Consider the following 26,890-nt stretch of genomic DNA (forward strand, 5'->3'; position numbering starts at 1 on the left):
TTATTATGAAATTAAATTAAACTGCTATGAAGTTAACATACAAACAAACAGAGAAAAGGCCTGAAAACTCTTTCCTAGCTCGCCAAGATAGAATGCCATGTATTGAGCAAAATTGGCATTTTCATAAGGAACTAGAGCTTATCTATTTTATAAAAAGCACAGGCACTCGTTATGTTGGTAACTCTATAGGAAATTTTGCACCAGGGGAATTGTATTTAATTGGAAGCAATGTTCCACACCTGTTTAAAAACCATAAAGAATATTACGCAGATAAACTAGAAGACGAAGCGGTAAACCTTATAGTAATTAAATTTGAAAATGATTTTTTAGGCTCAGACTTTTTAGATTTGGCAGAGGCAAAAAAACTACAAGTTCTTTTTAAAAAAGCCAACATGGGACTTCAATTTTCTAAGGCTGCAACATACTTAGCTCATAACCACATACTAGGTTTAGTGGGTAACAAAGGCTTATCTAGAATAATTGGCTTGTTAAAAATTTTAGACATTTTATCTGTAAGTGAAAACTATAAACCTTTATGCTCAGAGGTTATAACAAACACATACAACAAAAACGAAAAAGACCGTATGGCAAGAGTAATTTTATTTTTAACTGAAAATTTTGACAAAAAAATAGAATTAGAAGAAGTAGCCTCTATAGCTTTTATGACTCCAAATGCTTTTTGTAGATACTTTAAAAAAAGAACCCATAAATCTTTTACGCAATACCTTAATGAAATTAGATTAAGACACGCCTGCAAACTTTTAATAGAAGGAGAAATGCAAATTTCTACAGTTTGTTACCAATCCGGATTTAATACACTTACAAATTTTAACAGACAATTTAAAGCATTAATGAAAGTAACACCTTCTGAATATATGGAGAAATACAATAAAAAAATAACCTCTATTATTTAATTAGGTAGTATAATGCTACTAACAGTTAAAAATGTCATATAACTATTTGTCCGTTGCCGCTATATTTGACTTTTATCTATAACAACCACACCAAACTATGCTTGCTTTAATTACATTAACCGTTTGTATTGCCTTATTAATTGTAGCTGTTACTATTTTTAAAGTTCATCCTATACCTGCCTTATTAGTTTTTGGACTTATACTTGGTTTAGCCACTGGCGGGACAGTTACAACCGTAACAGAAAGTTTATTAAATGGTTTTGAAAACACTTTAAAATGGATTGGCCTTATAATACTATTTGGCGCTTTGCTTGGGGAGATTTTATCCAACACTGGAGGATCTGATTTAATTGCAGATAGTATTATAGCCCTCTTTGGCACAAAATACCTACCATTAAGTATGTCTATAATAGGCTTTTTAATTGGAATACCTGTTTTTATGGATGTTGCCTACCTTACACTTTTACCCACACTACACGTACTATCTAAAAAATCTGGCCATTCAATTTTGGTATTAGGCTTATCATTAGCTATAAGTTTAACTGTAGCCCATGCATTAATACCTCCTACACCTGGACCCCTAGCAGTAGCATCTGCTTTTAATATTAGCGTAGGAAAAATTATACCTCTTAATATAGTTGTTGCAATTGCTGCTATAATTGGCTGCTTAGTTTGGCTTAAAGTGAACAAAAACAAACTACAAACCACTAACACAATTGACACCAACAAACTACAAAAAACAGAAAACAAAAAATTAGGAGGATACAAAAAAATCTTACCTTTTGCCGCCTTACTTACTCCTCTTATTTTAATGTCTGTAGGTGCAATTATAAAAGAGGAAAATGCAATTATAGCTTTTATTAAAAACCCTATATGGGCATTGCTAATTGGCATTTTATTTGCATTACCACTACTTGACAAAAAAGATTTTTCAAGTAAATTAAATAGTTATTTTAATACTGCTGGCGCTAAAACAGCTATTGTTATTTTAATTACTGGGACGGGTGGTGCGTTTGGTCAGGTTATAAAAGACACTGGTATTGTTAGCTCCCTTTTCTCAAACACAGACTCTATTTCTTCAATGGGTATAATTGTGCCATTTTTACTTAGCATGCTTTTTACAACTGTAACTGGCTCCATTACCGTTTCACTAATAACTACTGCTTCTATAGTTGCTCCATTAATTAGTAATGGCACACTAGATCCTACATTTACAACCGCCGCAATTTGCGCAGGATCTTTAGGAATTATACACGTAAATAGTAGTTTCTTTTGGTTGTTTAAGGAAATACATAATGTTTCTGTACCAAAACTTCTAAAATCATTTAGTTTACTAACCGCTATCGTTTCTTTATCTGGAGGAGTAATGGTTTTTTTAGCTTACACATTTTTAAGAGACTAATGCAATTGTCAATTTTGTGCTTATAGGGTAAAATAATGCTGCTCTAAGGTAAAATTCTTCAATAATCACGTTCTATATTAAGGTTTCTTTGTGATATATAAATGAAAAGTAAATTCATAACTCTTCATTACTAACATCAACTAACACAAAAAACCACTCTAGAAATGAACACATATTCATTAGCTATTATCCTAGTAATATTTGCAAGTTTTTTTCAGGGCACTTTTGGCCTAGGAATGAAATATATAGCACCATTAAAGTGGGAAGCTTGGTGGCTAATTCAATCTTTTGTTGCAATGATAGCGGTACCTGTAATATGGGCTTTTATTGTAATTCCAGATCTGTGCGGTGTTATAGCTGCAACAGACTCTAACACATTTTGGACTGCTGCTCTGTATGGCTTTTTATGGGGAATTGGAGGTATCCTTTTTGGCGTAAGTGTAGAAAAAACAGGAATATCAATTACATACGGCATTGTAATGGGACTTGCTGCTTCAATGGGTTGTATTATTCCTCTATTTCAAATAGAAGGTGCTTTTTCTCAACCATCTTTCCCTATAATTTTGGTTGGTGTGCTATTACTTTTAGTGGGTGTAGCCATTACTGCTGTTGCTGCTGTAAAGAGAGACAAGCTTAAAAGTAGTAATAGCAATGCTACAAATAAATCTATAAAATTAGGTGTGTTAATTGCAGTTGCATCTGGTGTATTATCTGCTTTTTTAAACGTTGGTTTTTCTAATGCTGCTCCTGTAGCAAAAATAGCTGTAGAGAATTATGATGTTAGCACACAAAATGCAAGTTTGGCTTCATGGGTTGTTGTTTTAATTGGCGCCTTTGCAATGAATGGCGGTTATGCCATTTTTAGATTGATAAGAAACAACACTTGGAGCTCTTTTAAAGTTAATAACAGTAAAAAAGCCTATATGTGGGCTGTAGTAACTGGCATATTCTGGTTTGCCGCACTTGGTGTATACGGACAAGGAGCAGCATTAATGGGAGATTTAGGACCAGTTATTGGATGGCCAATTTTATTAGGCTTAGCGCTTATAATAAGTAATTTTTGGGCATACAGAGCTGGCGAATGGAACAATGCTAACGGTCCGTTTAGAATATTAATGGGCGGACTAGCAATACTTATCACTGCAATATGCATTTTAGGGTACGCTAATTATTAAATACACAACAACAACCATAATTATAAAAATACAACCCTAATTGTTTTACAAGCTTTTAGGCACTAAAAAATCCACTTTGGTATGAAAATAAAAAACATAGAACCTTACGTAATTAGCCACGAGTTGGATACACCCTTTTATTTTTCGCAATGGCAATACAATACCAGAAAAATATGCCTTGTTAAAATTACTTTAGAAGACGGAACTTACGGCTGGGGAGAAGGCTATGGCCCTGCTGGTGTAATTAAAGCTGGTATAGAGTTTTTTAAACCTTTTATCGTAGGAAAAAAAGCAATTGAAAACGAAGTTCTGTGGCAAGAAATGTACAGAAGGTCTATGGACTATGCCAGAAGCGGAAGTTTACAGGCTGCACTAAGTGCTATTGATGTTGCCTTGTGGGACATTAAAGGTAAATTATTAAATAAATCGGTATCTGTTTTATTAGGCGGTTTAAAAAATCCCACCATTCAACCTTATGCTACAGGCTTATATTTTACACGTGTAGACGATTTAGAAAAAGTGCTGATTTCTGAAGCTAAACTATACAAATCTCAAGGTTTTAAGGCAATAAAAATGAAAGTTGGCTTAAGCATAAAGGAAGACGTAAAATATGTTGCCGCTATACGTAAAGCTATTGGAGACGACATTAAATTAATGATTGATGCAAACCACGCATACAGTTACCAAGAAGCAATAGAGCTGTGCAGAAAAGTAGAAAAATATAACATTTCATGGTTTGAAGAACCTGTTTCACCTGAAGATTATGAAGGGTATAAAAAACTACGTGAAAACACATCAATTCCTATTGCGGGTGGCGAGTGCGAATACCTAAAATTTGGTTTTAAAAGATTGCTAGAAAATAACTGTGTAGATATTGCTCAACCAGATATTTGTGCTTCTGGAGGCTTAACCGAAGCAAAAAGAATTGCTGCACTAGCACAGGCTTTTAACAAAGACATTGTACCACATTCATGGGGCACTTGGATTGCTATTAGCGCGGCCGCTCATTTTGTTGGCAACCTAGATAAAAATCCAGGTAAAATGTATAATGACTTACCAACTATGGAATTAGACAGGTCTGAAAATGCCCTAAGAGATATTGTCACTAAATGCGACCTTACTATTAATAACGGACTATTATGCGTTCCTAACACTCCTGGTTTAGGTGTAGATGTAAATATGGACGAATTGGAAAAATACCTTGATAAAGAAACACATTACAATGAAAAAAGAATTGAAATTCGGTAACAAAAAACTGTATATAAATGGCGAGTTAAGAGATGCTTCTGATGGAGCGTCTTTTGATGTAATATGTCCTGCTGATGAAAAAGCTGTTGCTAACCTAGCATGGGCCAGTAAAGAAGATACAGAATATGCTTTAAAAACTGCTGAAGAAGGTTTTAAACATTGGTCTAACTTACCCATAAAAGAACGTTTAAACTGGATAGATAAACTAAGGAGTAAAATACTAGAAAAAAGCGACTTACTGCGCAGTAGTATAATGCATGAAATGGGAAAAACTTGGGAAGGCAGCGAAGAAGACCTTACAAGCATTACAAATTCACTTGAATATTACTCTAAGGAAATTACAAAACGCCACGATATAGAAATAGAAGACAAAGAAGGCACACACCAGCATAAAATTGTTTCTCAACCTTTAGGTGTAACCGTTGCTTTTTTAGCTTATAACTTTCCTTTACTAAATTTAGGTTTTAAACTTGGCCCAGCATTAGCTGCGGGATGCAGTATTATTCTAAAACCATCAGAATTCTCTCCTTTATCAGCATATATTATAGGAGAAATTTGTCATGAAATAAACTTTCCTAAAGGTGTAGTAACTGTTATTTGTGGTGATGTTTCTAATGTGGGCATTCCGTTATGTGAAAGTAAAACACCTAGACTAATTACTATGATTGGCTCCACAGAAACTGCTCAAAAATTAATAGAGCAAAGCAGTAAAACATCTATAAAAAGGTACAGTATGGAGTGTGGCGGCAATGCTCCTTTTATTGTTTTTGATGATGCAGACTTAGAATTAGCCATAAATATTGGCGCTGCATTAAAGGTTGGAAACACAGGGCAAATATGCGTAGCTCCAAACAGGTTTTACATACACACTTCTGTTCTTAAAGAGTTTACAGAAGGTATGGTTGAAAAATTTAAAAATACAACTATTGGTTTTGGAAAAGAAAACAAACCAGAAATGGGACCACTAACCAACAAACAATCTGTAGAAAAAGTACAACGCATACTAAAACAAGCAGTAGCAGAAGGCGGAAAAATAGAATTTGGAGGAAATGCGTTAGATCAACCTGGTTATTATTTTGAACCTACTGTAATAAGCCTAAATAACCCTAAAACTCCAATTTTACAAGAAGAAATTTTTGGGCCAGTAGCTACTATTGTTCCTTTTTCTACTAAAGAAGAAGTTATAGAATACGCAAACAATACAAATGCAGGTTTGGCCTCTTATGTGTTTTCTAAAAACGAAGAAACTCTTCAATATTTTTCTGATAAGCTAGAGTTTGGAGAAGTGCAATTAAACGGAGTAAAGTACGATATTTACTTGCCTCATGGTGGTGTAAAAAATAGCGGTATTGGTGTAGACTGCTCTACATATGCATTAGATGATTATTTAATTAAAAAGAGAGTTTCAAAAGCCCTAAACTAAATGGCACTACCAAATTACTTTATTAGCTGCGATTGGGGAACTTCTAACTTTAGATTACGAGTTGTAGAAACAACTACATTAACAATTTTAGCAGAACACAAAACAGATTGCGGCATAAAATTGCTTTATGAAAATTTTTTAAAGCAAAGAGAAAAAGAACAAACTCATTTTTTTGCAGACTACTTAAAAGAACAGATATCTAGCTTGCCTAAAGAGCACCAAAAACATATAATTGTTGCTGCAGGTATGGCATCTGCAAATATTGGTTTGTTTGAGCTTAATTATGCAGACTTTCCACTTAACACCTGCGGAAATAATTTAATTTGGAAACATTTAGTCTTTAATAATAACATAGAAATACTTTTAATTTCTGGCGCAAAAACTAATTCTGGAATGATGCGTGGCGAAGAAATACAAGCAGTAGGGTTAGAACAAGAACTAAAACCGTATAAAAAAGGATTTCTATTATTACCTGGTACACACAGCAAACACCTAACTTATGATAACGGAATTTATACAGATCTAAAAAATTATATGACTGGTGAATTATTTGAGGTACTTTCTAAAAAAAGCATTTTAGTTAATTCGGTTAGCACTACCTCATCAACATTATTAGAAAAACCTTTTTTAGAAGGCGTTTCACTTGGACTGCAAGGACAATTAAGTGCAAGTTTATTTTCAATTAGAGCTAAAGATTTACTTCAAACCAAAACAAAAGAAGAAAACTACTTTTTTTTAAGCGGACTTTTAATTGGTGATGAAATTAGTTACTTGGAGCAGACTACAGAAAACATATTTTTAGTTGCTCCAGATCCGGTTTTTAGTCTATACAAGTTAGCGTTAAAACAAATAATTAATCCAAAACAATTAATTCTCTTAGATGATAAAGTATTAGAGAATGCTCTGTTGTTAGGTCAAAAGAAAATTTTATTAAAGTATGAAAACAACAAAGCCCTTTAACTGGGAACTACATAACAAAGCACCAATTGTAGGTATTGTAAGAGGCTTACCTTTAGAGACGGTTGTAGGTATCGCAAAAGCGTATGTTACAGCTGGTTTGTCTACTATAGAAATAACAATGAATACTGTTGGTGCAGCAGATATTATTGCAACAATACAATCTAATTTTCCTGATTTAAATGTTGGTGCTGGTACTGTTTGCACAATAGAAGATTACAATACAGCAGTTGCAGCTGGCTCTCAGTTTATAGTAACACCAATAATAAATGAAGAAGTAATAAAAAAAGCAGTAGCAGACAAAATTCCTATTTTCCCTGGTGCTTTTACTCCAACTGAAGTTTACAAAGCTTGGTCTTTGGGTGCTTCTGCCGTTAAAATATTTCCTGCTACGCAATTAGGCCCAACTTATATAAAAGACGTATTAGCGCCGCTTAATAATATTAAACTATTACCAACTGGTGGAGTATCAAAAGACAATATAAAATCTTTTTTTGCTGCTGGTGCTACTGGGGTTGGTATGGGTAGCTCTCTATTAGACAAAAAACTTATTAAAAATAACGACTTTAACGGCTTAGCAGATCATTTTAAAAGCATTAAAGAAGAAATTAAAGCCTACATATAATTATTAATTTACAAGGACAGATTATGGAAATGATAAAAAAAATTACGGCACTTTGTATACTAACATTACTATTTTGTAGCACTTCTTTTGCTCAGAAAACTATAACATTAGAAGATAGCAAGATAAAAGTAACAGTAGAAAACAAAACTGGTAATTTTACTGTAACTGAAAAAACATCTGGTCAAGTATGGAATCCAGATCCTTGGGAAAATGCTGCTGGTTTACTAACACTTGTAGATAGCAAAAAAACTAAGCAGACAGTAAACATATCTAACAGTAAAAATATAGAACTTACTAAAAAAGGTAAAAATACTGTTGTAATAACATTTAGCAACCCTACTTTTAAAGACGGCTCTGTAGCTAAAGGTGTTACATTACAAACTAAATTAAGTTTAGACACCAAAACATCTAAATTAAGAGTAGAAATTATAAGCTACACATCTAGCAACCACAAACTACTAAGTCTAAGGTATCCATCTCGTTACTTCAGTTTAAAAACCGACCAAGATATAGGTGCAGCTGTAATACCACAAAAACAAGGTATTATTTGTCCTTCTTATATTTTTCCTATGAATGGTGGTCGTTTTTGCAAATGGGATGACACTACATACAACAACAAATCTATTGGCACATTAGAGCTTTTTAATAACGGTACTGGCTTATCTATGCCTTGGTGGGGAACGTACAATAAAAAATCTGCAGTAGTTGGCATTATTGATAAAGACGTAAGACCAAAACTATTTTTTAATATTAATAATAACGGTCAGTACTTATTTAATGCAGAAGGTAAAATGTCTACCTACCAAAGAGTACAGTTTTTAGATCCTGTATGGGACATATCAACACCCAACCAAAAAATTGGAGGTATATCATATTCTTTTATCCCAAAAGGAGACTATGTAGATATGGCTAAAGAATACAGAAAAGAAGCTAAAAAACGCGGTCATTTTGTTTCTTTAAAAGATAAGTTAGCAAGAAACCCAGATGTAGATAAACTACCGGGTTCTATCTACTTTGGTATTTACGGTGGTTATCCTCATTATGTAAATATGCCAGGAATGGCTTTTACTTTTAATGATTTAAAAGATATGATTACTACAATACACGACACTTTAAAAGTAGACAATGCTTTTATACACGCTTGGGGAACTTTCTCTAACTACGTACCTAATAATTGGCCAATAAGCGAAGAACTTGGTGGCGTTAAAAAACTTAAAGAGGCTGTAGACTTAACTAATAAATATGGTTATTTATACTCATCATACCACTCCTACTCTGCTTTGTTAGAGAACGATCCAGATTTTTCAACTGAGTTTATGTGGAAAAATGAAAATGGAAAACTAGAAAAAACAAATAGTAGATGGGGACGTGTAGATGCTAAGTACCAATTAGGCTTAGCTAAAAAACATCTTGAAGAAGAAATAAAAACATTAAACCTTAAGGCAGATATTACAGATATTACGTTTGCTGCCTACAGAGAACAAGGCAAAGAAGGCCGTATTGCGTTAGCCAAATATCTAGACTCCTTAAACCTTGTAAATGGCACAGAACACGGACAAGAAGCTTGGATTCCGTATTTTGATATGTTTGAAGGCTTGACATACCTTGGCAATCCTCCGCTTTCTACTATTTCTAAAAAAGCCCCACTTTTTAGTCTTGTATACCATGATGCTATTGCAGTTTTTGGAAAAATACAAGATCCTGACAATGAGGTTACTAATAATGGTGATTTTAGAATTAAATCATTACGCAGCATACTTTTTGGTAGAGGAACAACTATTTTCTTTGCTCCGTATGAGTTTAATGGCATGGCAGATATGATTAAAATGGCTAACAAATTAGTAAGCCCAATACATAAAGAAACATTTTATGCTGAATTGGAGAGTCACGAGTACTTAAGCAAGGATTTTAAAGTACAACGCACAAAATTTTCTAATGGAACAACTGTAATTGTTAACGTAGGTAACGTAGACCAAAAAATAGAAAACGGACAAACAATTCCTGGTTACGGTTATTATGTTACCAGAGAAAACGGAAAAATAAATAAAGGAAGTTTTAAAGTTAGCTTACTAGAAAACTAATTACTAAGGCATTTTTAAGCGTTTTTATGAGACACGGACTAACAGTTGCGCTTCTATTTTTTATAGTTGCGCAAAGCGTAACAGCACAAAATGATTGGGAAAACGAGCACATTTATGAGGTTAACAAAATGGAAGCACGCGTTGCCAGTTACTCTTACAAAAACTCAACAGACGCATTAGAAGGCGACAGAAACAAAGCACGAGTAAAGTCTTTAAATGGCATTTGGAAATTTAAATACACTGCTAAATCTGAAGACAGACCATTAGATTTTATTGCAACTGACTTTAACGGAAAAGGCTTTACAAACATTCCTGTACCATCTAATTGGGAGTTACAAGGTCACGGGCAACCCATATACACAAATATTACGTATCCTTTTACTCCCAATATACAAGACCCAAATTTAAAGTACGGATGGCAAGGTCCACAACCTCCAATTCCACCTAAAATATATAGAGATAACCCTGTAGGTAGCTATTATAGAGATTTTAAAATTCCTGAAGAATGGAAAAATCAATCTGTAATTCTTCATTTTGGAGGTGTATCTTCTGCTTTTTATGTTTGGGTAAATGGCAAAAAAGTAGGTTACAGTCAAGACAGTCGTTTAGCTGCTGAGTTTGATATATCTGCTTATATAAATCCTAATACTCCAAATAGAGTTGCAGTACAAGTGTTTAGGTGGAGTGACGGTAGTTATTTAGAAGATCAAGATATGTGGCGTTTAAGTGGTATTCACCGTGAGGTATTACTATTAGCACAACCCAAAATAGCAATTAACGACTTTTATATTAAAACTAAGTTTGATGCCAATATTGAGGATGCAAAATTGCAAATTAGACCCAAGGTTTGGATAAAAGAAAATAAAACCAATTTACAAAACTGGACTATAACAGCAATGTTATTTAATGCTGATAAAAAAGAAGTCTTAGACAAAGAAATTTCTGTACCTGTTAGTACTGTTTTTAACGAAAGGTGGCCCGCAAGAGATATCACAAAATTTGGCCTATTAGAGGCAAATATTAGAATGCCAAACAAATGGTCTGCGGAAAATCCGTATTTATACACCGTAGTTTTAAATGTAAAAGACCCTAACGGAAAGATAGTAGAATCTAGGAGTCAGAAAATAGGCTTTAGAAAAGTTGAGTTTAGTAAAAAAAATGAACTGCTAATTAACGGAAAAGTTGTAAAACTTATGGGTGTTAATAGGCACGACCACCACCCTACAAGAGGTAAAGCATTAACACGTGAAGATTTACGCAAAGATGTAGCGCTAATAAAACAATATAACTTTAATGCTGTACGTACATCTCACTACCCAAACGATCCATATTTTATAGAACTTTGTAACGAGTATGGTATTTATGTTATGAGTGAGGCTAATATAGAAACGCACCACCTAGGTAGTTACATACCACAAACACCGTCATGGACAGCACCTATTTTAAGTAGGGTTTACCGTATGGTAGAACGCGATAAAAACAACCCAAGTATTATATCTTGGTCTTTAGGAAACGAGTCTGGTACTGGCCCTGCTTTGGCAGCTGCCGCAGCTTGGATAAAAGATTATGACAGCTCTAGATTTATACATTATGAAGGCGCACAAGGAGACCCAAACAACCCTGCCTATATAGAAAACGCAGGTTTTACCTCTAACAATTGGCCTAGTATGGCCAACCCAACAGACCCAGCGTATGTAGATGTTATAAGCAGAATGTATCCAGATCACGAGCAATTAATAAATTTAGCAAATAGCCCACATATTAACAGACCAATTGTAATGTGTGAGTATATGCACGCTATGGGAAACTCTATGGGTGGCTTAGGTGAGTTTTGGGATATTATAAGAGCTAAACCAAATTTAATTGGTGGTTTTATTTGGGATATGGTAGACCAAGGGTTAGAGAAAAAAGACCCAAATGGCAATATTTTTTATGCTTATGGTGGCGACTTTGGTGATGTGCCCAACGACCACAATTTCTGCATTAACGGTGTTTTTGCTTCAGACAGAACTCCAAACCCACACGCGTGGGAGGCAAAATATGTTTTTCAGCCAGTGGCTTTTGAAGCTGTAGATTTAGCAAACAAAAAAGTACGAATTATAAACAGGTTTACCACAACCAATTTAGATAAGTACACCATTAAATGGAGTGTTTTTGAAAACGGTAAAGAGTTAGAATCTGGAGAGCTTGATAGTCAAGATATAGCAGCTTCTTCATCTGCCATAGTTACAATCCCTTTTAAAAGCAATAATCTAAAAAGTAATTCAGATTATTGGCTACGTTTATCAGCACACGAAAAAACAGATCGTTTGTGGGCAGAAAAAGGTTTTTTAATAGCAAAAGAACAGCTTAATATAAAAACCAAAAAAGCTACATCAACTTACACATCAAGCTCTAATAACTATATTACTACTTTAGAAACCGATAAGACAATTACAGTCAAAGGCACAAAGTTTTCTGTGACAATATCTAAAGAAAACGGACAATTAGCATCTTACAAAATAGAGGGTAAGGAACAGGTTATTTCTCCTTTAAAACCAAATTTTTACAGACCTCCTATAGATAACGATATTAGAGGAGCAAGTAACAAACTGCTTAAAAAAAGAAGACAGTTTTGGAAAAATATTATAGACAGTGTTAAAACAACTAAAGTTACAATTAGTAAAAAACACGAAAAATTTATTGAAATTACGTCTGAGCAATACATAAGTAAAAAACTTAGTTTTAAAACCTCATTTACAGTTTATAATGATGCTACTGTGCTAATTTCTTTTAACACCCAAGCTAGTAAATCTTTACCAGCTCCTATTAGAATTGGGCTAACAATGGGTGTTAGTAAGCAACTAAAAAACACTAGTTATTACGGTAATGGCCCGTATGAGAATTATAGTGATCGTAAACGTAATTCTGAAATTGGAGAATATCATACCAAAACAGATGCTATGTTCACCAATTATGTAATGCCGCAAGAAAACGGTAACAGAACAGAAACGCGTTGGCTAAAATTAACTAATAATAAAAAAAGTGGAATAGCCATAATAGGAATGTCAGAATTTAGTTTTTCTGTTTGGCCGTATTCATCAGAAAATATAGAACAAGCAAAACATCCTTATGAGCTTACTCCACAAAATTATTATACACTAAATATAGACTATGCACAAACTGGTTTAGGAGGCACACTATCGCACTTATTACCAAAATACACATTAAAATCTGGCGAGTATAATTTTCAATTTCTTATTCAGCCATTACAATAAACTTTAAACTTAAAATTATGGATTACAAATTTAGTCACATAGGCATACCCACCACAGAAGATAAAAACTGGGACGGATTTTACGAGCCTGGAAAAATACACTATACAGAATTTAACAAGGATGAGTATAGTATAGAATGGGTAAAGTTTGATGCTGATAGTCCAATGCCAGAACTAATGCGTACTGTACCACACGTAGCTTATTTTGTAGATAATATGGAAGATGCTTTACAAGGCAAAGATATTTTAGTTCATACTTTTTCTCCTGGAGAAGGTGTACGGGTAGCTTTTATAAAACACAACGGTTCTCCTGTAGAATTTATGGAAGTAAAAGAATAACATACTTGGTGTATACAAGTCAATTATTAACCTTAAACACTACAATAGGGTTAAAATAATACCATACCTAGGTAATTTGCATTAATCACGATAAGCAATTTTTCATTTAATTTGTTCCAAGTCACTCATTTTTAATAATGATACACAAAGAGATGAAAAGAAATTTAATTTTTATTCTACTACTAACAGTAGCAATTAACCTTAATGCACAAGAAAAACCAAATATCATTTTCTTGTTTTCTGATGATGCTGGTTACGCAGATTTTGGTTTTCAAGGCAGTAAAATAATGAAGACTCCTAACTTAGATAAACTAGCTAAATCTGGAGCAAAGTTTACACAAGGCTATGTAACCGACGCCACTTGCGGGCCGTCTAGAGCAGGCTTAATTACAGGAAAATATCAACAACGCTTTGGGTATGAAGAAATAAACGTGCCAGGTTATATGAGTGCAAACTCTAAATTTTTGGCAGATGATATGGGCTTACCCTTAGACCAATTAACCATTGCAGATTATTTAAAAAAACTAGGGTATAAAACTGCTATGTACGGCAAATGGCATTTGGGTGACGCAGACCGTTACCACCCTACCAAAAGAGGTTTTGATGAGTTTTACGGATTTAGAGGAGGTGCCCGTAATTACTTTGGTTACAATGATGTTTCTAAAGCAAACTTAGACAACAGAATGGAAAGAGGCTTTGGTAATTACCAAGAACCAACAGAATACGTAACAGATGCATTAGCCAAAGAAGCAGTTTCATTTATTGAAAAAAATAAAGGCAATCCTTTTTTTATTTATTTAGCCTTTAATGCAGTACACACACCAATGCAAGCCACAAAAGAAGACCTAAATAAATTTCCTAATTTAACAGGAAAACGAAAAGAATTAGCCGCTATGACTTTAGCCTTAGATAGGGCTTGTGGCACTGTTTTAAACAAGTTAAAGGAACTTGGTTTAGACAAAAATACAATTGTTGTTTTCTCTAACGACAATGGCGGACCTACAGATAAAAATGCATCATTAAACCTACCACTAAGCGGCACAAAATCTAACCATTTAGAAGGCGGCATTAGAGTTCCCTTTTTAATAAGTTGGCCAAAACAAATAAAGTCTAAAACTGTATACAATTTTCCGGTAAGCACACTAGATTTACTCCCTACTTTTTATGCAGCAGGTGGTGGCAATGTTGCAGATTTAAAAGATATAGATGGTGTTGATTTACTTCCGTACATTAACGGACAAAACAACAGCAGACCACACAATACTTTATTCTGGAAAAAAGAAGTACGCTTAGCTTATAGAGAAGGTGACTATAAATTAATAAGATTTGCAGATAGACCTGCAGAGTTGTATGATTTATCTACAGACATTGCAGAGCAAAATAATATAGCATATAAACATCCAGAAATGGTAAAGTCTATGTTTAAAAAAATGTTTGAATGGGAATCTAGCCTTCAACGTCCATTATGGATGCTTAAAAGGTCTTTTGAAAATTATGACATAGACCGTATGGACCGTTACAGAACTCCAGAAATGGTTAAAAAAGAAATGGAACAATACGCCATCCCTTTAAAAGAAAGTAAAGGATATAAAAAAATAGGAAACTAACTATAACTCAACTTAATATATGAAACACATTACAATTTTGGCATTTAGCGCACTTGTGCTTGCTTCGTGCGGCCAAAAAGAAAAAACTAATGATACCGTTATTACTGCTAATACAGAAAGTAAAGATTTGGCTTTAAATCTAGACCCCAATGCAGGCATTATTAACAATGCTAATAGTCCGCATGTTGCTTTTAAAAGTATAGATATGGGCGACTGTCAGTGGACAGAGGGTTTTTGGGCAGATAAGTTTAAAATTGCTGAAACAAAAATGGTTCCTTATATGCGTAGTTTATTAACCGGTGATACTGGCCACGCGCTTAACAACTTTAAAATTGCTGCCGGCTTAAAAGATGGTGAGCACAAAGGAATGCATTGGCATGATGGTGACTTTTATAAATTTATGGAAGCCACAATGTATGTTTATGCGCAAAACAAAGATGAAGCTTTACTAAAAGAAATAGATAGCTATATAGACATTATAGGAAAAGCGCAAGAAAAAGATGGCTACCTACAAACTCAAATACAGCTAAATGAAGATAGGTCTAGGTATGAAAACAGAAAGTTTCATGAAATGTACAATTCAGGACATTTATTAACAAGTGCATGTATTCATTACAGAATTACTGGTCAGACTAACTTCCTAGACATTGCCGTTAAACACGCAGATTTGTTATACTCTTTATTTATGACAGATGATGAGCGCTACGGTCGTTTTGGATTTAACCAAACTCAAATTATGGGCTTGGTAGAACTGTACAGAACTACAAAAGACAAGCGTTATTTAGAATTGGCTGAAAAATTTATAAACAACAGGGGTGCCTACAAGGTTGCAGAAACACCAGAAACTAAAGGATATCCTATTGGGGATATGGTACAAGAACGTACTCCTTTACGTAAGTCTGATGAAGCAGTTGGCCACGCCGTTTTAGCATTGTACTACTACGCAGGCGCAGCAGATGTATACGCAGAAACAGGAGAGCAAGCCCTAATTGATGCTTTAGATAAATTATGGATGAATGTTGCGCTTAAAAAAATGTATGTAACTGGCGCTGTAGGCCAAACTCACTATGGAGCATCAACCAACAGAGATAAAATAGAAGAAGGTTTTATAGATGAATATATGATGCCTAATATGACTGCTTATAACGAAACTTGTGCAAATGTTTGTAACTCTATGTTTAGCTACCGTATGTTAGGCGTACACGGAGAATCTAAATATGCAGATATTATGGAAACCGTATTGTACAACAGTGCATTGTCTGGCATTAATTTAGAGGGAGACAGGTATTACTATGCCAATCCACTTAGAGTAATTCATGGCTCTAGAGACTATGATAAAATGAACACAGAGTTCCCTACAAGACAAGCTTATTTAGACTGTTTTTGTTGTCCTCCAAACCTGGTACGTACCATAGCAAAAGTATCGGGCTGGGCTTATAGCAAATCTAAAAATGGTATTGCCGTAAACCTTTATGGTGGCAACACACTAAAAACAACACTAACAGACGGTTCTAAAATAGAATTGAAGCAAGAGACTGCTTACCCTTGGAATGGAGATGTAAAAATAACAATGCAAGAATGTAAAAACACTCCTTTTGATATGCTTGTTAGAATTCCTGATTGGGCAGAAGGCACAAAAGTTTTTGTAAACGGAAAAGATGCTGATGTTACTGTAAAAGCAGGTGAGTTCACTACTATTAATCGTGAGTGGAAAAAAGATGATGTTATACGTATTGCAATGCCATTGGACATAAACTTTGTAGAAGGCCATGAACGTATTGAAGAAGTACGTAACCAAGTAGCAATAAAAAGAGGTCCGCTTGTATACTGTGTAGAGTCGGCAGATTTACCAAAAGATACTAGTATTTTAGATGTCTTTATTAAGGGTGATGCGTCTCAATTAAAATCAGAATATAGACCAGACTTTTTAGGTGGTGTATCTGCTATAACAGGTAATGTTTTATTACGTAAAGACGCTGCTAAAACAGATAAAATGTACCATAAAGTAAACAAGCCACAATGGGAAAAGTACAATACTACATTTGTACCATACTATGCATGGTCTAACAGAAATAATGAAAAAGAAAGCGAAATGACTGTATTTTTACCAGTTGTTTGGGAGTAAGATTTAGTTTTTATTAGTAAAAAAAGGGGATAAGTTTTACAACTTATCCCCTTTTAATTTGTGTTAATTATAGTGTATTAAACTAACTTATAATCTTTAAGTGGTAATGTTCTATATCTATTACCTGTTGCTTTAAAAATTGCATTTACAATAGCTGGTGCAATAACTGGCACCCCTGGCTCACCAACACCTGTTGGTTTTTCGTTATTTTCTACAATTTCTATATGTATGTTTGGTGCTTGTGGCATACGTAACATTTGGTAATCACCAAAATTGGTTTGTTCAATAGCGCCATCTTTAGCAGTAATTTTACCATAAAAAGCCAAAGACATACCAAAAATAGCAGCACCTTCCATTTGTGCGGTAATTGTATTTTTATTTACAGCCAAACCACAATCTATAACAGAATGTATGTTGTGTACTTTTACTTTATTATTTATAACAGATACCTCAACCACAGATGCAACATAAGATAAAAAACTATAATGTACTGCAAGCCCCATTGCATGTCCTTCTGGTAATTTTTTACCCCAATCTGCATTTTTAGCAGCCTGCTTTAGCACGTGTTTTAAACGAGCAGTATCATACTTATATTCATTTTTAGTATCTTCAATGCGGTCACTACCAATAAGATTTAATCTAAACTCAAGCGGGTCTACTCCTGCTTCATTAGCTAACTCATCAGCAAAAACATTAATAGCAAAACCGTGTGGTATGTTTATAACAGAACGCATCCAACCAATTCTAACATGCGCTGGTGCTTCTCCTGTTTCTACCTGCATATTAGGAATCTCAAAAGGTACGTTTGTAGCACTTGCAGCTTCAAAAGGAGCAGGATCTACAGTTCCCGGAGCAAAAGTAGACGCTATAGAAGGCAACGCAAAACGATGCAACCAACCAGTTACTTTTCCGTCTTTATCCAAACTACCTTTCATATATTGTGCAGCTATAGTATGGTAATAACTATGTTGTATATCATCTTCACGTGACCATACAACTTGTACAGGAGCGTTAATTGCTTTAGAAACGGCTGCTGCTTCAACCACATAATCTGGCTTGGATTTTCTACCAAAACCACCTCCTAAAAACGTAACATTAACAGTTACATTTTTTTCATCTGTTTCTAAAAAAGCACTAACTTCTGTTCTTGTACGCTGTGGTTCTTGTGTTGGAGCCCAAACTTCGCACGTATTCTCTTGTACCCAAACAACAGCATTAGGCACCTCCATAGGTGTATGCACTAAATGTGGTAATTGGTATGTACTTTCTATAGTTTTTGTTGCAGATTCAAATGCAGAATCTACATTACCTACCGTTTTAGCAACCTTTCCTTTTTTCTGTACATTAGCTGTTATCTGCTTCATATACTCTTCAGTATCATAATTAGCATTTGCACCAAAATCCCACTCTACTTTTAAAGCCTCTTTACCTTTAAAAGCAGCCCAAGTATTTGTAGCAACAACAGCTACACCTCCTAATGAACCAAAAGGTTTTTCTACCCTAGGAATTTCCACAACATCTAAAACACCTGCAATTTTTAAGGCTTCAGTTTTATCAAAAGATTTTACTGTACCAAAAGTAACTGGGCAACGTTTTATAGCTGCAAATTTCATATTATCTAAACGCTTATCTAAACCAAAAACTGCACTTCCGTTAGATAAGTTTTCTACATCTTTACTTGGTAAATATTTACCAATAAATTTAAAATCTTTAGGATCTTTTAAAACAACATCTTTAGGAACCTCTATAGTTTTAGCAATCTCTACAAGTTCTCCAAATCCTATTTTTTTTCCACTATTACTTATAACAAAATGGTTTTCTGCTTTTAGTTCTGATGTAGGAACCTCCCATTTTTTAGCTGCTGCTGCAATTAAAACTGCCTTTGTAGCGGCTCCAATTTTACGCATTTCTTCATACAAAAGACGTACACTTTTAGAGCCATCTGTATTTTGATCACCGTACTTAACATCACCTACAGCCTGCTTTATACTTACTCTATCCCAATCTGCCTCCATTTCATCTGCAATAACAGACGTTAAAGAAGTACGCACACCTTGACCCATTTCTGATCTAGACGCTACTAAAATTAGATTTCCATCAGAATTAAGCTGAACAAATAAATTAGGATTAAACTCTATTACTTTTTTAGGTTCACAGCCAATAAAAAGTGTTGTTCCAGAGGCAATTATTAATCCGCCTGAAGCCAAACCTAATCCTTTTAAAAAACTTCTACGACTTACATTTTTTACATCTTTCATACTAGCCTTTGTTTTTTAATTCAACAGAATGGTTTATAGCCTTTTTTATACGCGGATATGTACCACAGCGACAAATATTACGCACCATAGCATTATTTATATCTTCATCAGAAGGGTTGCTATTACCGTTTAACAATGCAGTTGCTGTTATTAATTGTCCAGATTGACAAAAACCACATTGCGGAACATTATGCTCTGCCCAAGATTTTTGTAATAACTGAAGATTTTCTGTCTGTCCCTCAACTGTAATTAATTCATTTTCACCCACAGCAGAAACAGGAAGCTGACAAGAGTTTACCGCATTACCATCCATTAAAACCATACAAGCACCGCAAAAACCTTTTCCGCATCCAAATTTAGTTCCTGTAAAACCTATAATATCTCTTATTGCCCATAACAAAGGCATTTCTGGATCTACATCTATCGTATGTATTTCTCCGTTAATTTTTAGTTTGGTCATAAATCCTATATTTAGTTTTCTAAAGATGTCTATGTTTTAAATTTAAGCAAAAATAAGCACAACAAACCGCTATAATTAACCTATTAACACTTTATTTTACCAACAAAAGTAAAATTAAACATACCCTAAAAACACTTTTAAGGTACCCAAAAAGCAATGGTTACTCATTAAAATAATACAAGTATAAACAAATAAGGTAAAATAGTGCAACGCAAGGATAAACTAAAAGAACATTTAATTGCTTGTTTTAGGTTATTTTGATAGCACTTAATATTAACTTTTGAAATACTAAATGAGATACGCGCAATTAATATTACTACTTTTATTTATAAGTAGTTGCCAATCACAAAAAGAGACAAAAAAAGAAATCAAAAAAAAGCCAAATATTTTATTTATTGCTGTAGATGATTTACGCCCAGAACTTGGCACTTATGGTTCTGAAATTGCCATTACTCCTAACATAGACGCTTTAGCTAGTAATGGCTTACAATTTAATAATGCCTATTGCCAAGAAGCAATATGCAGCCCTTCTAGAGCTAGTTTAATGACAGGAGCCAGACCAGAAAGCATAAGCGTAGTAGAAAACTTCACCTATTTTAGAGATGCTAACCCAGATATTGTAACACTACCTCAGCAATTATGGGCAAACGGATATGAAACCGTACACACAGGCAAAATTTACCACGGAAAATACAACGACCCTAAATTATCATGGAGTAGAAAACCTGTGTCACATAGCCAAATGAGCGCTAGTAAAAAGCCAAAATTTGGCTTTAAACTACCAGAAAACATAAAATTGCATAAAGAAAATAGCGCTGCTATGGTAGCCAAGTACGGAGAAAATGCATTACGTAATGGACTAGGTAAAGGTCCGGCTTATGAGTTTGCAGATTATCCTGATAATGAATATGAAGATGGTTATAATACAGACCTTGCAATAGCAACTTTAAAAGATATGCTAAACAAAAACCCTAACAAACCATTTTTTTTGGGATTAGGAATGAAAAAACCACATTTAGACTGGCAAGCTCCAAAAAAATATTGGGATATGTATAATGAAGATGATATAAAATTGGCTCAACAAAAGCAAGGTCCAAAAGACGGGGCTGCTATGGGGTTACACGCTTCGTTTGAGTTAAGAGCTAGAGCAGACATTCCTAAAAAAGGAGATATTACAGATGAACAAGCAATTAAATTAAAACACGCATATTTAGCCTGTGTAAGTTATATAGATGCACAAATAGGACGTATGTTAAAAGCCCTAGAAGAATCTGGACAAAGAGACAACACCATAGTTATATTATGGAGTGACCACGGTTGGCACCTTGGTGATATGGGCATTTGGGGCAAAGCAACAAACTATGAAATTGCAACAAGAGTGCCTTTAATAATTAACACTCCCAATATGCCAAAAGAAATAAAAGGCAAAAAAACAGATGCCTTAGTAGAGCTTGTAGATATGTACCCTACTCTTTGTGATTTAGTAGATGTAGCAGTACCTAACACAGTAGAAGGACAAAGTTTTAAACCATTATTAAGCAACCCAAATTTAGATTGGAAAAAAGCTGTTTTTAGTCAGTTTCCTGCACCAGCGTTAAGAGAATGGGCTGCTAACCCATTATCTAAAGGAATGAAAGAAACATCTTTTGGCCCTTTAATTGAAGAAGTTGAAGAAAAGATAAAAAAACAACAAGGAGATAAATGGAATAGAGATTTGTTTGAGAACAAATTAATGGGCTACTCTATGCGCACAAAAGAATATAGATTTATTGTTTGGAAAGATTATAAAACCAAAAACGCAAAACCTATTTTTATTGAACTGTACAACCATTTAAACGACCCTAACGAAACTATAAATATAGCTAAAGAAAATCCAGAGATTGTAAAAAAGCTACTTGTACAATTTAACAAAGGTTGGAAAGGCAATTTAGCACAACTTAACTAAGTATTAAGAGTATGATTTTTAATAAAAACTCAAAGACACTTGTATTAGCAGTTTTACTAACTGCATTAAGCTGCAACAACAAACCTAAAAAAGTTGCCCAAGCAGCAATAGAAGTTAAAACAGAAACAAAACAACCTAATATTTTATTGGTTCTTTGTGATGATTTAGGGTATTCTGATGTTGGTTTTAATGGCAGTACAGATATTAAAACACCAGAATTAGACAAACTAGCAAATGCAGGAACCATATTTACATCGGCTTACGTAGCACATCCTTTTTGTGGACCAAGTAGGGCTGCACTATTAACTGGTAAATATCCGCATACTATAGGCTCACAGTTTAATTTACCTGCTAACAGAGAATCTTTAGGCAAAGGAATTGATACCAACGAGCAATTTATAGCTAAAACATTACAAGAGTCTGGCTATTACACAGGAGCTATTGGAAAATGGCATTTAGGCGACACAGAAGAGTTTCATCCCAATCAACGTGGTTTTACAGATTTTTATGGCTTTTTAGGTGGAGGGCACAATTATTTTCCAGAACAATACCAAGCACAGTACCAAAAGCAAAAAAAAGCTAAGAAAAAAATAATTAGAGATTACATACTTCCGCTAGAACATAATGGTAAAGAAGTTAAAGAAACAGAATATTTAACCGATGCTTTTTCTAGAGAAGCATCTCGTTTTGTAAAAGAAGCGTCAAATAAAAAGAAACCGTTTTTTTTATACTTGGCATACAATGCACCGCACGTACCACTTGAAGCAAAAGAAGAAGATTTGGAAAAATTTTCAGCCATCAAAGATAAAGATAGAAGAACTTATGCTGCTATGGTTTATGCTGTAGACCGAGGGATTAAACAAATAGTAAACACTTTAAAAGAAACAAATCAATTAGAAAATACACTAATTATCTTTTTAAGTGATAATGGAGGCAATACAGATCATGGCGCTACAAACAATCCTTTACACGGAAGAAAAGGAGATACTTGGGAAGGTGGTTACCGCGTTCCTATGTTTATGTATTGCCCAAAAAATATTGCAAAAGGGCATAAAAACAACTTCCCTATTACAAGCTTAGACCTTTACCCTACATTAGCTCATATAGGAAAAGCAAAGCTTCCTGACAACAAAGTTTTACACGGAAAAAATGTTTGGGAATCTATACTAAACAACAAAAACATACACAAAAAAGAAACGTTGTTTGCTATGCGACACAGAGAAGGCTATACAGATGTAGCTGCAAGAAAAGACGAATGGAAAGCGTTAAAAGTTAGTAAGCAACCTTGGAAACTATTTAAAATTACGGAAGATATAGGCGAAAAAAAAGATTTAAGTGCTACACACCCAGACATATTAAAAGGGCTTGTAAACGATGCAGAACAATGGAGTAAAACACACACAGAACCACTGTGGTTTGACCCAACCTATTTGCAAGAAATGTGGAAAGACAGCACAATGGCTACTTTTAATAATACCTTTGCATTACCTAAATAAGTACAAACATATATTTTAATACAAACTCCTTATACTACTAAGGAGTTTTTTTATGCCTACTGTTAGGTGCTGTAAACGAAACAATTAACACTCTAAAAATTAATTATAGCGGTTACCTACCCCAAAAAACTCCTCTTTACCCTAAAATAGCCCCTTTTTAATTAAAAAGGTTAAAATAATGTTATCGAAAGGTAAAATTGATAAATAGATACCCTGTTTTTTACACTTCTTTTGAATTATGAAACTAATTTTTATGATATGCTCATTATTATTGTTTGAAATTACGTTAAAAACAATGTACTGCTTCATATCTAAAAAACAACTAAAAACTACTAGGCTATACTTATACTAAATAAGTATTAGACAAAACACTATGTAACTAAAAAACTCCTAACGTAACAACTCAGAATTATGAAAAAACCAAAAATTAAAAAAATAGGAAAGTACTTTCTCCTATCTAACAAATTGCTATTAACGCAACTTTTATTATTTAGTTTGCTAACCATACCTTTACATGCAAGTGCTACACCTAATGCACCTATACTACCACAACAAAAAACAATTACTGGTACCGTTTCAGATGAACTAGGCCCAATGTTAGGCGTTAGTATTGTTGTAAAAGGAACTACAAACGGTACTACTACAGATTTTGATGGTAATTATAGTATTACTGTAGAAGGAGATAATCCTGTATTAATATTTACTTATATAGGATACAAAGCACAAGAAGTAACAGTAGGTAGCCAAACTACAATTAATGTAACAATGGCTGCTGATGCAGAAAACCTAGAAGAAGTTGTTGTTTTAGGATATACTACTCGTAAAAAAGGAGAAGTAACAGGTTCTGTAAGTGCCATAAAAAGTGAAGAGTTAGAAAAAACATCTAACAAGGATTTAGCTAAATCATTAGCTGGTAAAGTTTCTGGTTTAATTGTAAATGATAGAGGTGGGTATCCTGGTTCTACAGGTGATGTATCTTTATTAATTAGAGGTAAATCTACCTTAAACAATAACTCACCATTAATTTTAATAGATGGTGTTGTAACAGGAACTTTTTCTCAACTATCTCCGCAAGACATTGCATCTATAACTATACTAAAAGATGGTGCAGCAGCAATTTACGGAGCTAGAGCAGCAAATGGTGTAATATTAGTAACTACTAAAAGAGGTAAATCTGGTAAGCCAAAAATTAACATCTCTTCATCATACAACCTATCTTCTTTTTCTGTAACTCCAGAACTTATGTCTTCTGAGCAGTACGCAATTTACGAGAATGAAATTAATGATAGATTAGGGCAGGCTCCTCGTTTTACACAAGAACAAATAAATAATTATGCAGCAGGCACAGACCCTATTAATTACCCTAGCACAGATTGGAGCGATTTAACCTTTGCTAAAACATCTCCAGAATCTAGAAACTCTATTTCTATTTCTGGTGGTAGTGAAGATGTAAAATATTTTGTAAGTGGCGACTTTATTAAACAAGTAGGTTTATTTAAGTCTGGAGATTTAAGATTTAGACAAAACCAAGTTCGTTCTAACTTAGACATTAAACTTACAAACAACATAAAATTAGGTGTAGACCTTTCTGGTAGGTTTGGAAACACGCAAGAGCCAGGTGTAGATGCTAATTTTATATACAAGCACATTTATACTAACGAACCTACAGAAGTAGGTATTTACCCAAATGGTTTACCAGGATGGGGAGGAGAAAACGGAGCTAACCCATACGTTATGTCTAGTAACGAGTCTGGCTTTGTTAAAAGAATTGACAATACATTAAGAGGTCGTTTTTCTTTAGATTGGGATTTAAAATCTATTACTCCAGGATTAACATTTAAAACTTTTGTTGGTGTACGTAGACAAAATAACGATCAAAAATCATGGTATACGCCATGGACGGTTTATTCTTTTCAGGAATCTACAGGAGAATATGTACCAACAACAGGTAAGTCTCAAAGAGGAGGAGAAAGAATACTTACTGAAAGCTTCTGGAAGTTTGATGAAGTACAGGCAAACGCTACTTTATATTACAAGAAAAAACTAGGAGAAAATCACTCAATCAACACATTTGTTGGTTATGAGCAAGCACAGTCAGAACAACGTTCTTTTTGGGCTCAACGTCAAGGTTTTCCAACCAAAGAACATACAGAGCTTTTTGCAGGTAGTGATGAAGGTCAACAGTCTTTTGGTACATCACAAGAATGGGGAAGAGTTAACTATTTTGGTTCTTTCTCTTACGATTATAAAAAGAAATATTTTGTAGACTTTACAATTCGTCATGATGGCTCTAGTAACTTTGGCCCTGGAAAAAGGTATGGTACCTTCCCAGGTGTTGCTGCATCATGGGCAATTAATAAAGAATCTTTTTTAGACAATGCAGACTGGTTAACAGACCTAAGACTAAGAGGTTCGTGGGCAAAAATGGGTAACGACCGTATTGGTGCTTTTCAATACTTAACTCGTTTTGATTATGGCGGACCAACCAATACTGCTAATCCTAATTACTATGTTTTTGGTAATCCTGGAGTAACTTTTAATGGCTATACTCCTGATAATGTGCCTAACCCAAATATTACTTGGGAAACTGCATATATGAAAAACATTGGAATTGCTTTTTCTTTGTTTGATAGTAAACTTACTGGAGACTTTAACTACTTCTACCAAAACAGAGAAGATATATTAGTTACTAGAGCAGCTGCTATACCAGATGCAGCTGGTTTAACATTACCAGCAGAAAACATTGGTAAAGTAGATAACTTTGGTTGGGAACTAGAGTTAGGCTGGAACCAACAAGTAAATGATAATTTTAGCTATAACATTGGCGGTAATGTTACCAAAGCTAAAAATGAAGTGGTATTTTTAGCAGAAGCTAGTGATGTACCAGAATGGCGAAAAAGAGAAGGGTATTCTATAGACTCTTACATAACTTATCCAACAGCAGGAATTTTTAGAGATCAAGCACAAGTAGATGCTACAGATGTTAAACTAGGCGGTACTGTAGAAGGAGAGCCAATATATTTAGATACCGATGGTAACGGTAAAATAGATGCTAATGATAGAGTTAGAGATTACAGTTCTAACATTCCACAAATTCAATATGGTGTTTACGGTGGTTTTAAATACAAAAATTTTGATATGAGCTTCCTTTTTCAAGGGCAAGCAGAGGCTAAAATGTTAGTGTTTTTTGATCAAGCAGGAGCAAAACCAGAATATGTATTTAACCAAAGATGGACACCTACAAACAGAGACTCTAGATACCCTAGAGCTTTTGGACAAAGTGACAAGTATAGTGGTAACCAAAGTGGAAATTCTGAAAACTTTCAAGGAGCAGATTTATGGTTGCATGATGCATCTTTCTTAAGGCTAAAAGAAATAGAAGTAGGTTATACTATTCCAAAAGACAAAATTGAGTTTTGTGATATAAAAATATTTGCAAGAGGACTAAACTTATTTACAATGTTTTCTGATGTGCAAAAGCTAGGTTTAGACCCAGAAGCAGCCGGTTACAATAACTTTAGAGGTAGTACTTACCCGTCTTTAAAAACATATACATTAGGTGTAAACTTTAGTTTCTAA

At 34.2% G+C, this 26,890-nt stretch carries 17 protein-coding genes; 15 read left to right on the forward strand and 2 right to left on the reverse strand.

Annotation, left to right across the window (positions count from 1 at the left end; translation table 11 throughout):
• Positions 1-26: 26 nt before the first annotated feature.
• The 12 genes from JM80_RS01465 (at position 27) to JM80_RS01520 (ending at position 17,152) form a co-directional block, all read left to right on the forward strand.
• Positions 27-914 carry an AraC family transcriptional regulator gene (locus JM80_RS01465; protein ID WP_013621378.1) on the forward strand — a complete coding sequence of 296 codons (888 nt, stop codon included), beginning with the start codon at positions 27-29 and terminating at the stop codon, positions 912-914.
• Between the two features lie 97 nt (positions 915-1,011).
• Positions 1,012-2,316, forward strand: coding sequence for a GntP family permease (locus JM80_RS01470; RefSeq protein ID WP_144709022.1), 1,305 nt, complete (start codon positions 1,012-1,014; stop codon positions 2,314-2,316).
• 164 nt (positions 2,317-2,480) lie between these two features.
• Positions 2,481-3,491, forward strand: coding sequence for an L-rhamnose/proton symporter RhaT (locus JM80_RS01475; protein ID WP_144709023.1), 1,011 nt, complete (start codon positions 2,481-2,483; stop codon positions 3,489-3,491).
• A gap of 81 nt (positions 3,492-3,572) precedes the next feature.
• Entirely contained in the window at positions 3,573-4,739 is a 1,167-nt protein-coding gene (locus JM80_RS01480) for a mandelate racemase/muconate lactonizing enzyme family protein (protein WP_144709024.1), read from the forward strand.
• Positions 4,714-6,162, forward strand: a complete 1,449-nt coding sequence (locus tag JM80_RS01485; protein WP_144709025.1) for an aldehyde dehydrogenase family protein — start codon at positions 4,714-4,716, stop codon at positions 6,160-6,162. The genes JM80_RS01480 and JM80_RS01485 overlap by 26 nt, the downstream gene beginning before the upstream one ends.
• Complete coding sequence (locus JM80_RS01490) at positions 6,163-7,122, forward strand: 2-dehydro-3-deoxygalactonokinase (RefSeq protein ID WP_144709026.1); 960 nt, start codon at positions 6,163-6,165, stop codon at positions 7,120-7,122.
• Positions 7,100-7,744 carry a bifunctional 4-hydroxy-2-oxoglutarate aldolase/2-dehydro-3-deoxy-phosphogluconate aldolase gene (locus JM80_RS01495; RefSeq protein WP_013621372.1) on the forward strand — a complete coding sequence of 215 codons (645 nt, stop codon included), beginning with the start codon at positions 7,100-7,102 and terminating at the stop codon, positions 7,742-7,744. The genes JM80_RS01490 and JM80_RS01495 overlap by 23 nt, the downstream gene beginning before the upstream one ends.
• 23 nt (positions 7,745-7,767) lie before the next feature.
• Complete coding sequence (locus JM80_RS01500; RefSeq protein ID WP_144709027.1) at positions 7,768-9,825, forward strand: DUF5696 domain-containing protein; 2,058 nt, start codon at positions 7,768-7,770, stop codon at positions 9,823-9,825.
• Positions 9,826-9,851: 26 nt separating this feature from the next.
• A complete protein-coding gene (locus tag JM80_RS01505) occupies positions 9,852-13,082 on the forward strand; it encodes a glycoside hydrolase family 2 TIM barrel-domain containing protein (RefSeq protein ID WP_144709028.1) in 3,231 nt (1,076 codons plus the stop codon).
• Positions 13,083-13,099: 17 nt separating this feature from the next.
• Entirely contained in the window at positions 13,100-13,420 is a 321-nt protein-coding gene (locus JM80_RS01510) for a hypothetical protein (RefSeq protein ID WP_144709029.1), read from the forward strand.
• Between the two features lie 152 nt (positions 13,421-13,572).
• The gene (locus tag JM80_RS01515; protein WP_144709030.1) at positions 13,573-15,027 is read left to right on the forward strand and encodes a sulfatase; all 1,455 of its coding nucleotides are present in this window, start codon (positions 13,573-13,575) and stop codon (positions 15,025-15,027) included.
• A gap of 19 nt (positions 15,028-15,046) precedes the next feature.
• Positions 15,047-17,152, forward strand: a complete 2,106-nt coding sequence (locus tag JM80_RS01520) for a glycoside hydrolase family 127 protein (RefSeq protein ID WP_034643278.1) — start codon at positions 15,047-15,049, stop codon at positions 17,150-17,152.
• 77 nt (positions 17,153-17,229) lie between these two features.
• Here the strand turns inward: JM80_RS01520 and JM80_RS01525 are convergent, their stop codons facing one another.
• Together JM80_RS01525 and JM80_RS01530 are read right to left on the reverse strand one after the other, a co-directional pair.
• Complete coding sequence (locus JM80_RS01525) at positions 17,230-19,410, reverse strand: molybdopterin cofactor-binding domain-containing protein (RefSeq protein ID WP_144709031.1); 2,181 nt, start codon at positions 19,408-19,410, stop codon at positions 17,230-17,232.
• Between the two features lies 1 nt (position 19,411).
• Positions 19,412-19,870: a (2Fe-2S)-binding protein gene (locus JM80_RS01530; protein ID WP_013621365.1), complete on the reverse strand. Its 459-nt coding sequence runs from the start codon at positions 19,868-19,870 to the stop codon at positions 19,412-19,414.
• 292 nt (positions 19,871-20,162) lie between these two features.
• Between JM80_RS01530 and JM80_RS01535 the strand changes: the two genes are divergently transcribed.
• The 3 genes from JM80_RS01535 to JM80_RS01545 all read left to right on the forward strand — a co-directional run bounded on the left by JM80_RS01535 (position 20,163) and on the right by JM80_RS01545 (position 26,890).
• A complete protein-coding gene (locus tag JM80_RS01535; protein ID WP_144709032.1) occupies positions 20,163-21,815 on the forward strand; it encodes a sulfatase in 1,653 nt (550 codons plus the stop codon).
• 11 nt (positions 21,816-21,826) lie between these two features.
• Positions 21,827-23,311, forward strand: a complete 1,485-nt coding sequence (locus JM80_RS01540) for a sulfatase (RefSeq protein ID WP_144709033.1) — start codon at positions 21,827-21,829, stop codon at positions 23,309-23,311.
• Between the two features lie 411 nt (positions 23,312-23,722).
• Positions 23,723-26,890, forward strand: a complete 3,168-nt coding sequence (locus JM80_RS01545; protein ID WP_144709034.1) for a TonB-dependent receptor — start codon at positions 23,723-23,725, stop codon at positions 26,888-26,890.

The organism is Cellulophaga sp. RHA_52 (genome assembly GCF_007827205.1).
GTDB lineage: Bacteria > Bacteroidota > Bacteroidia > Flavobacteriales > Flavobacteriaceae > Cellulophaga > Cellulophaga lytica.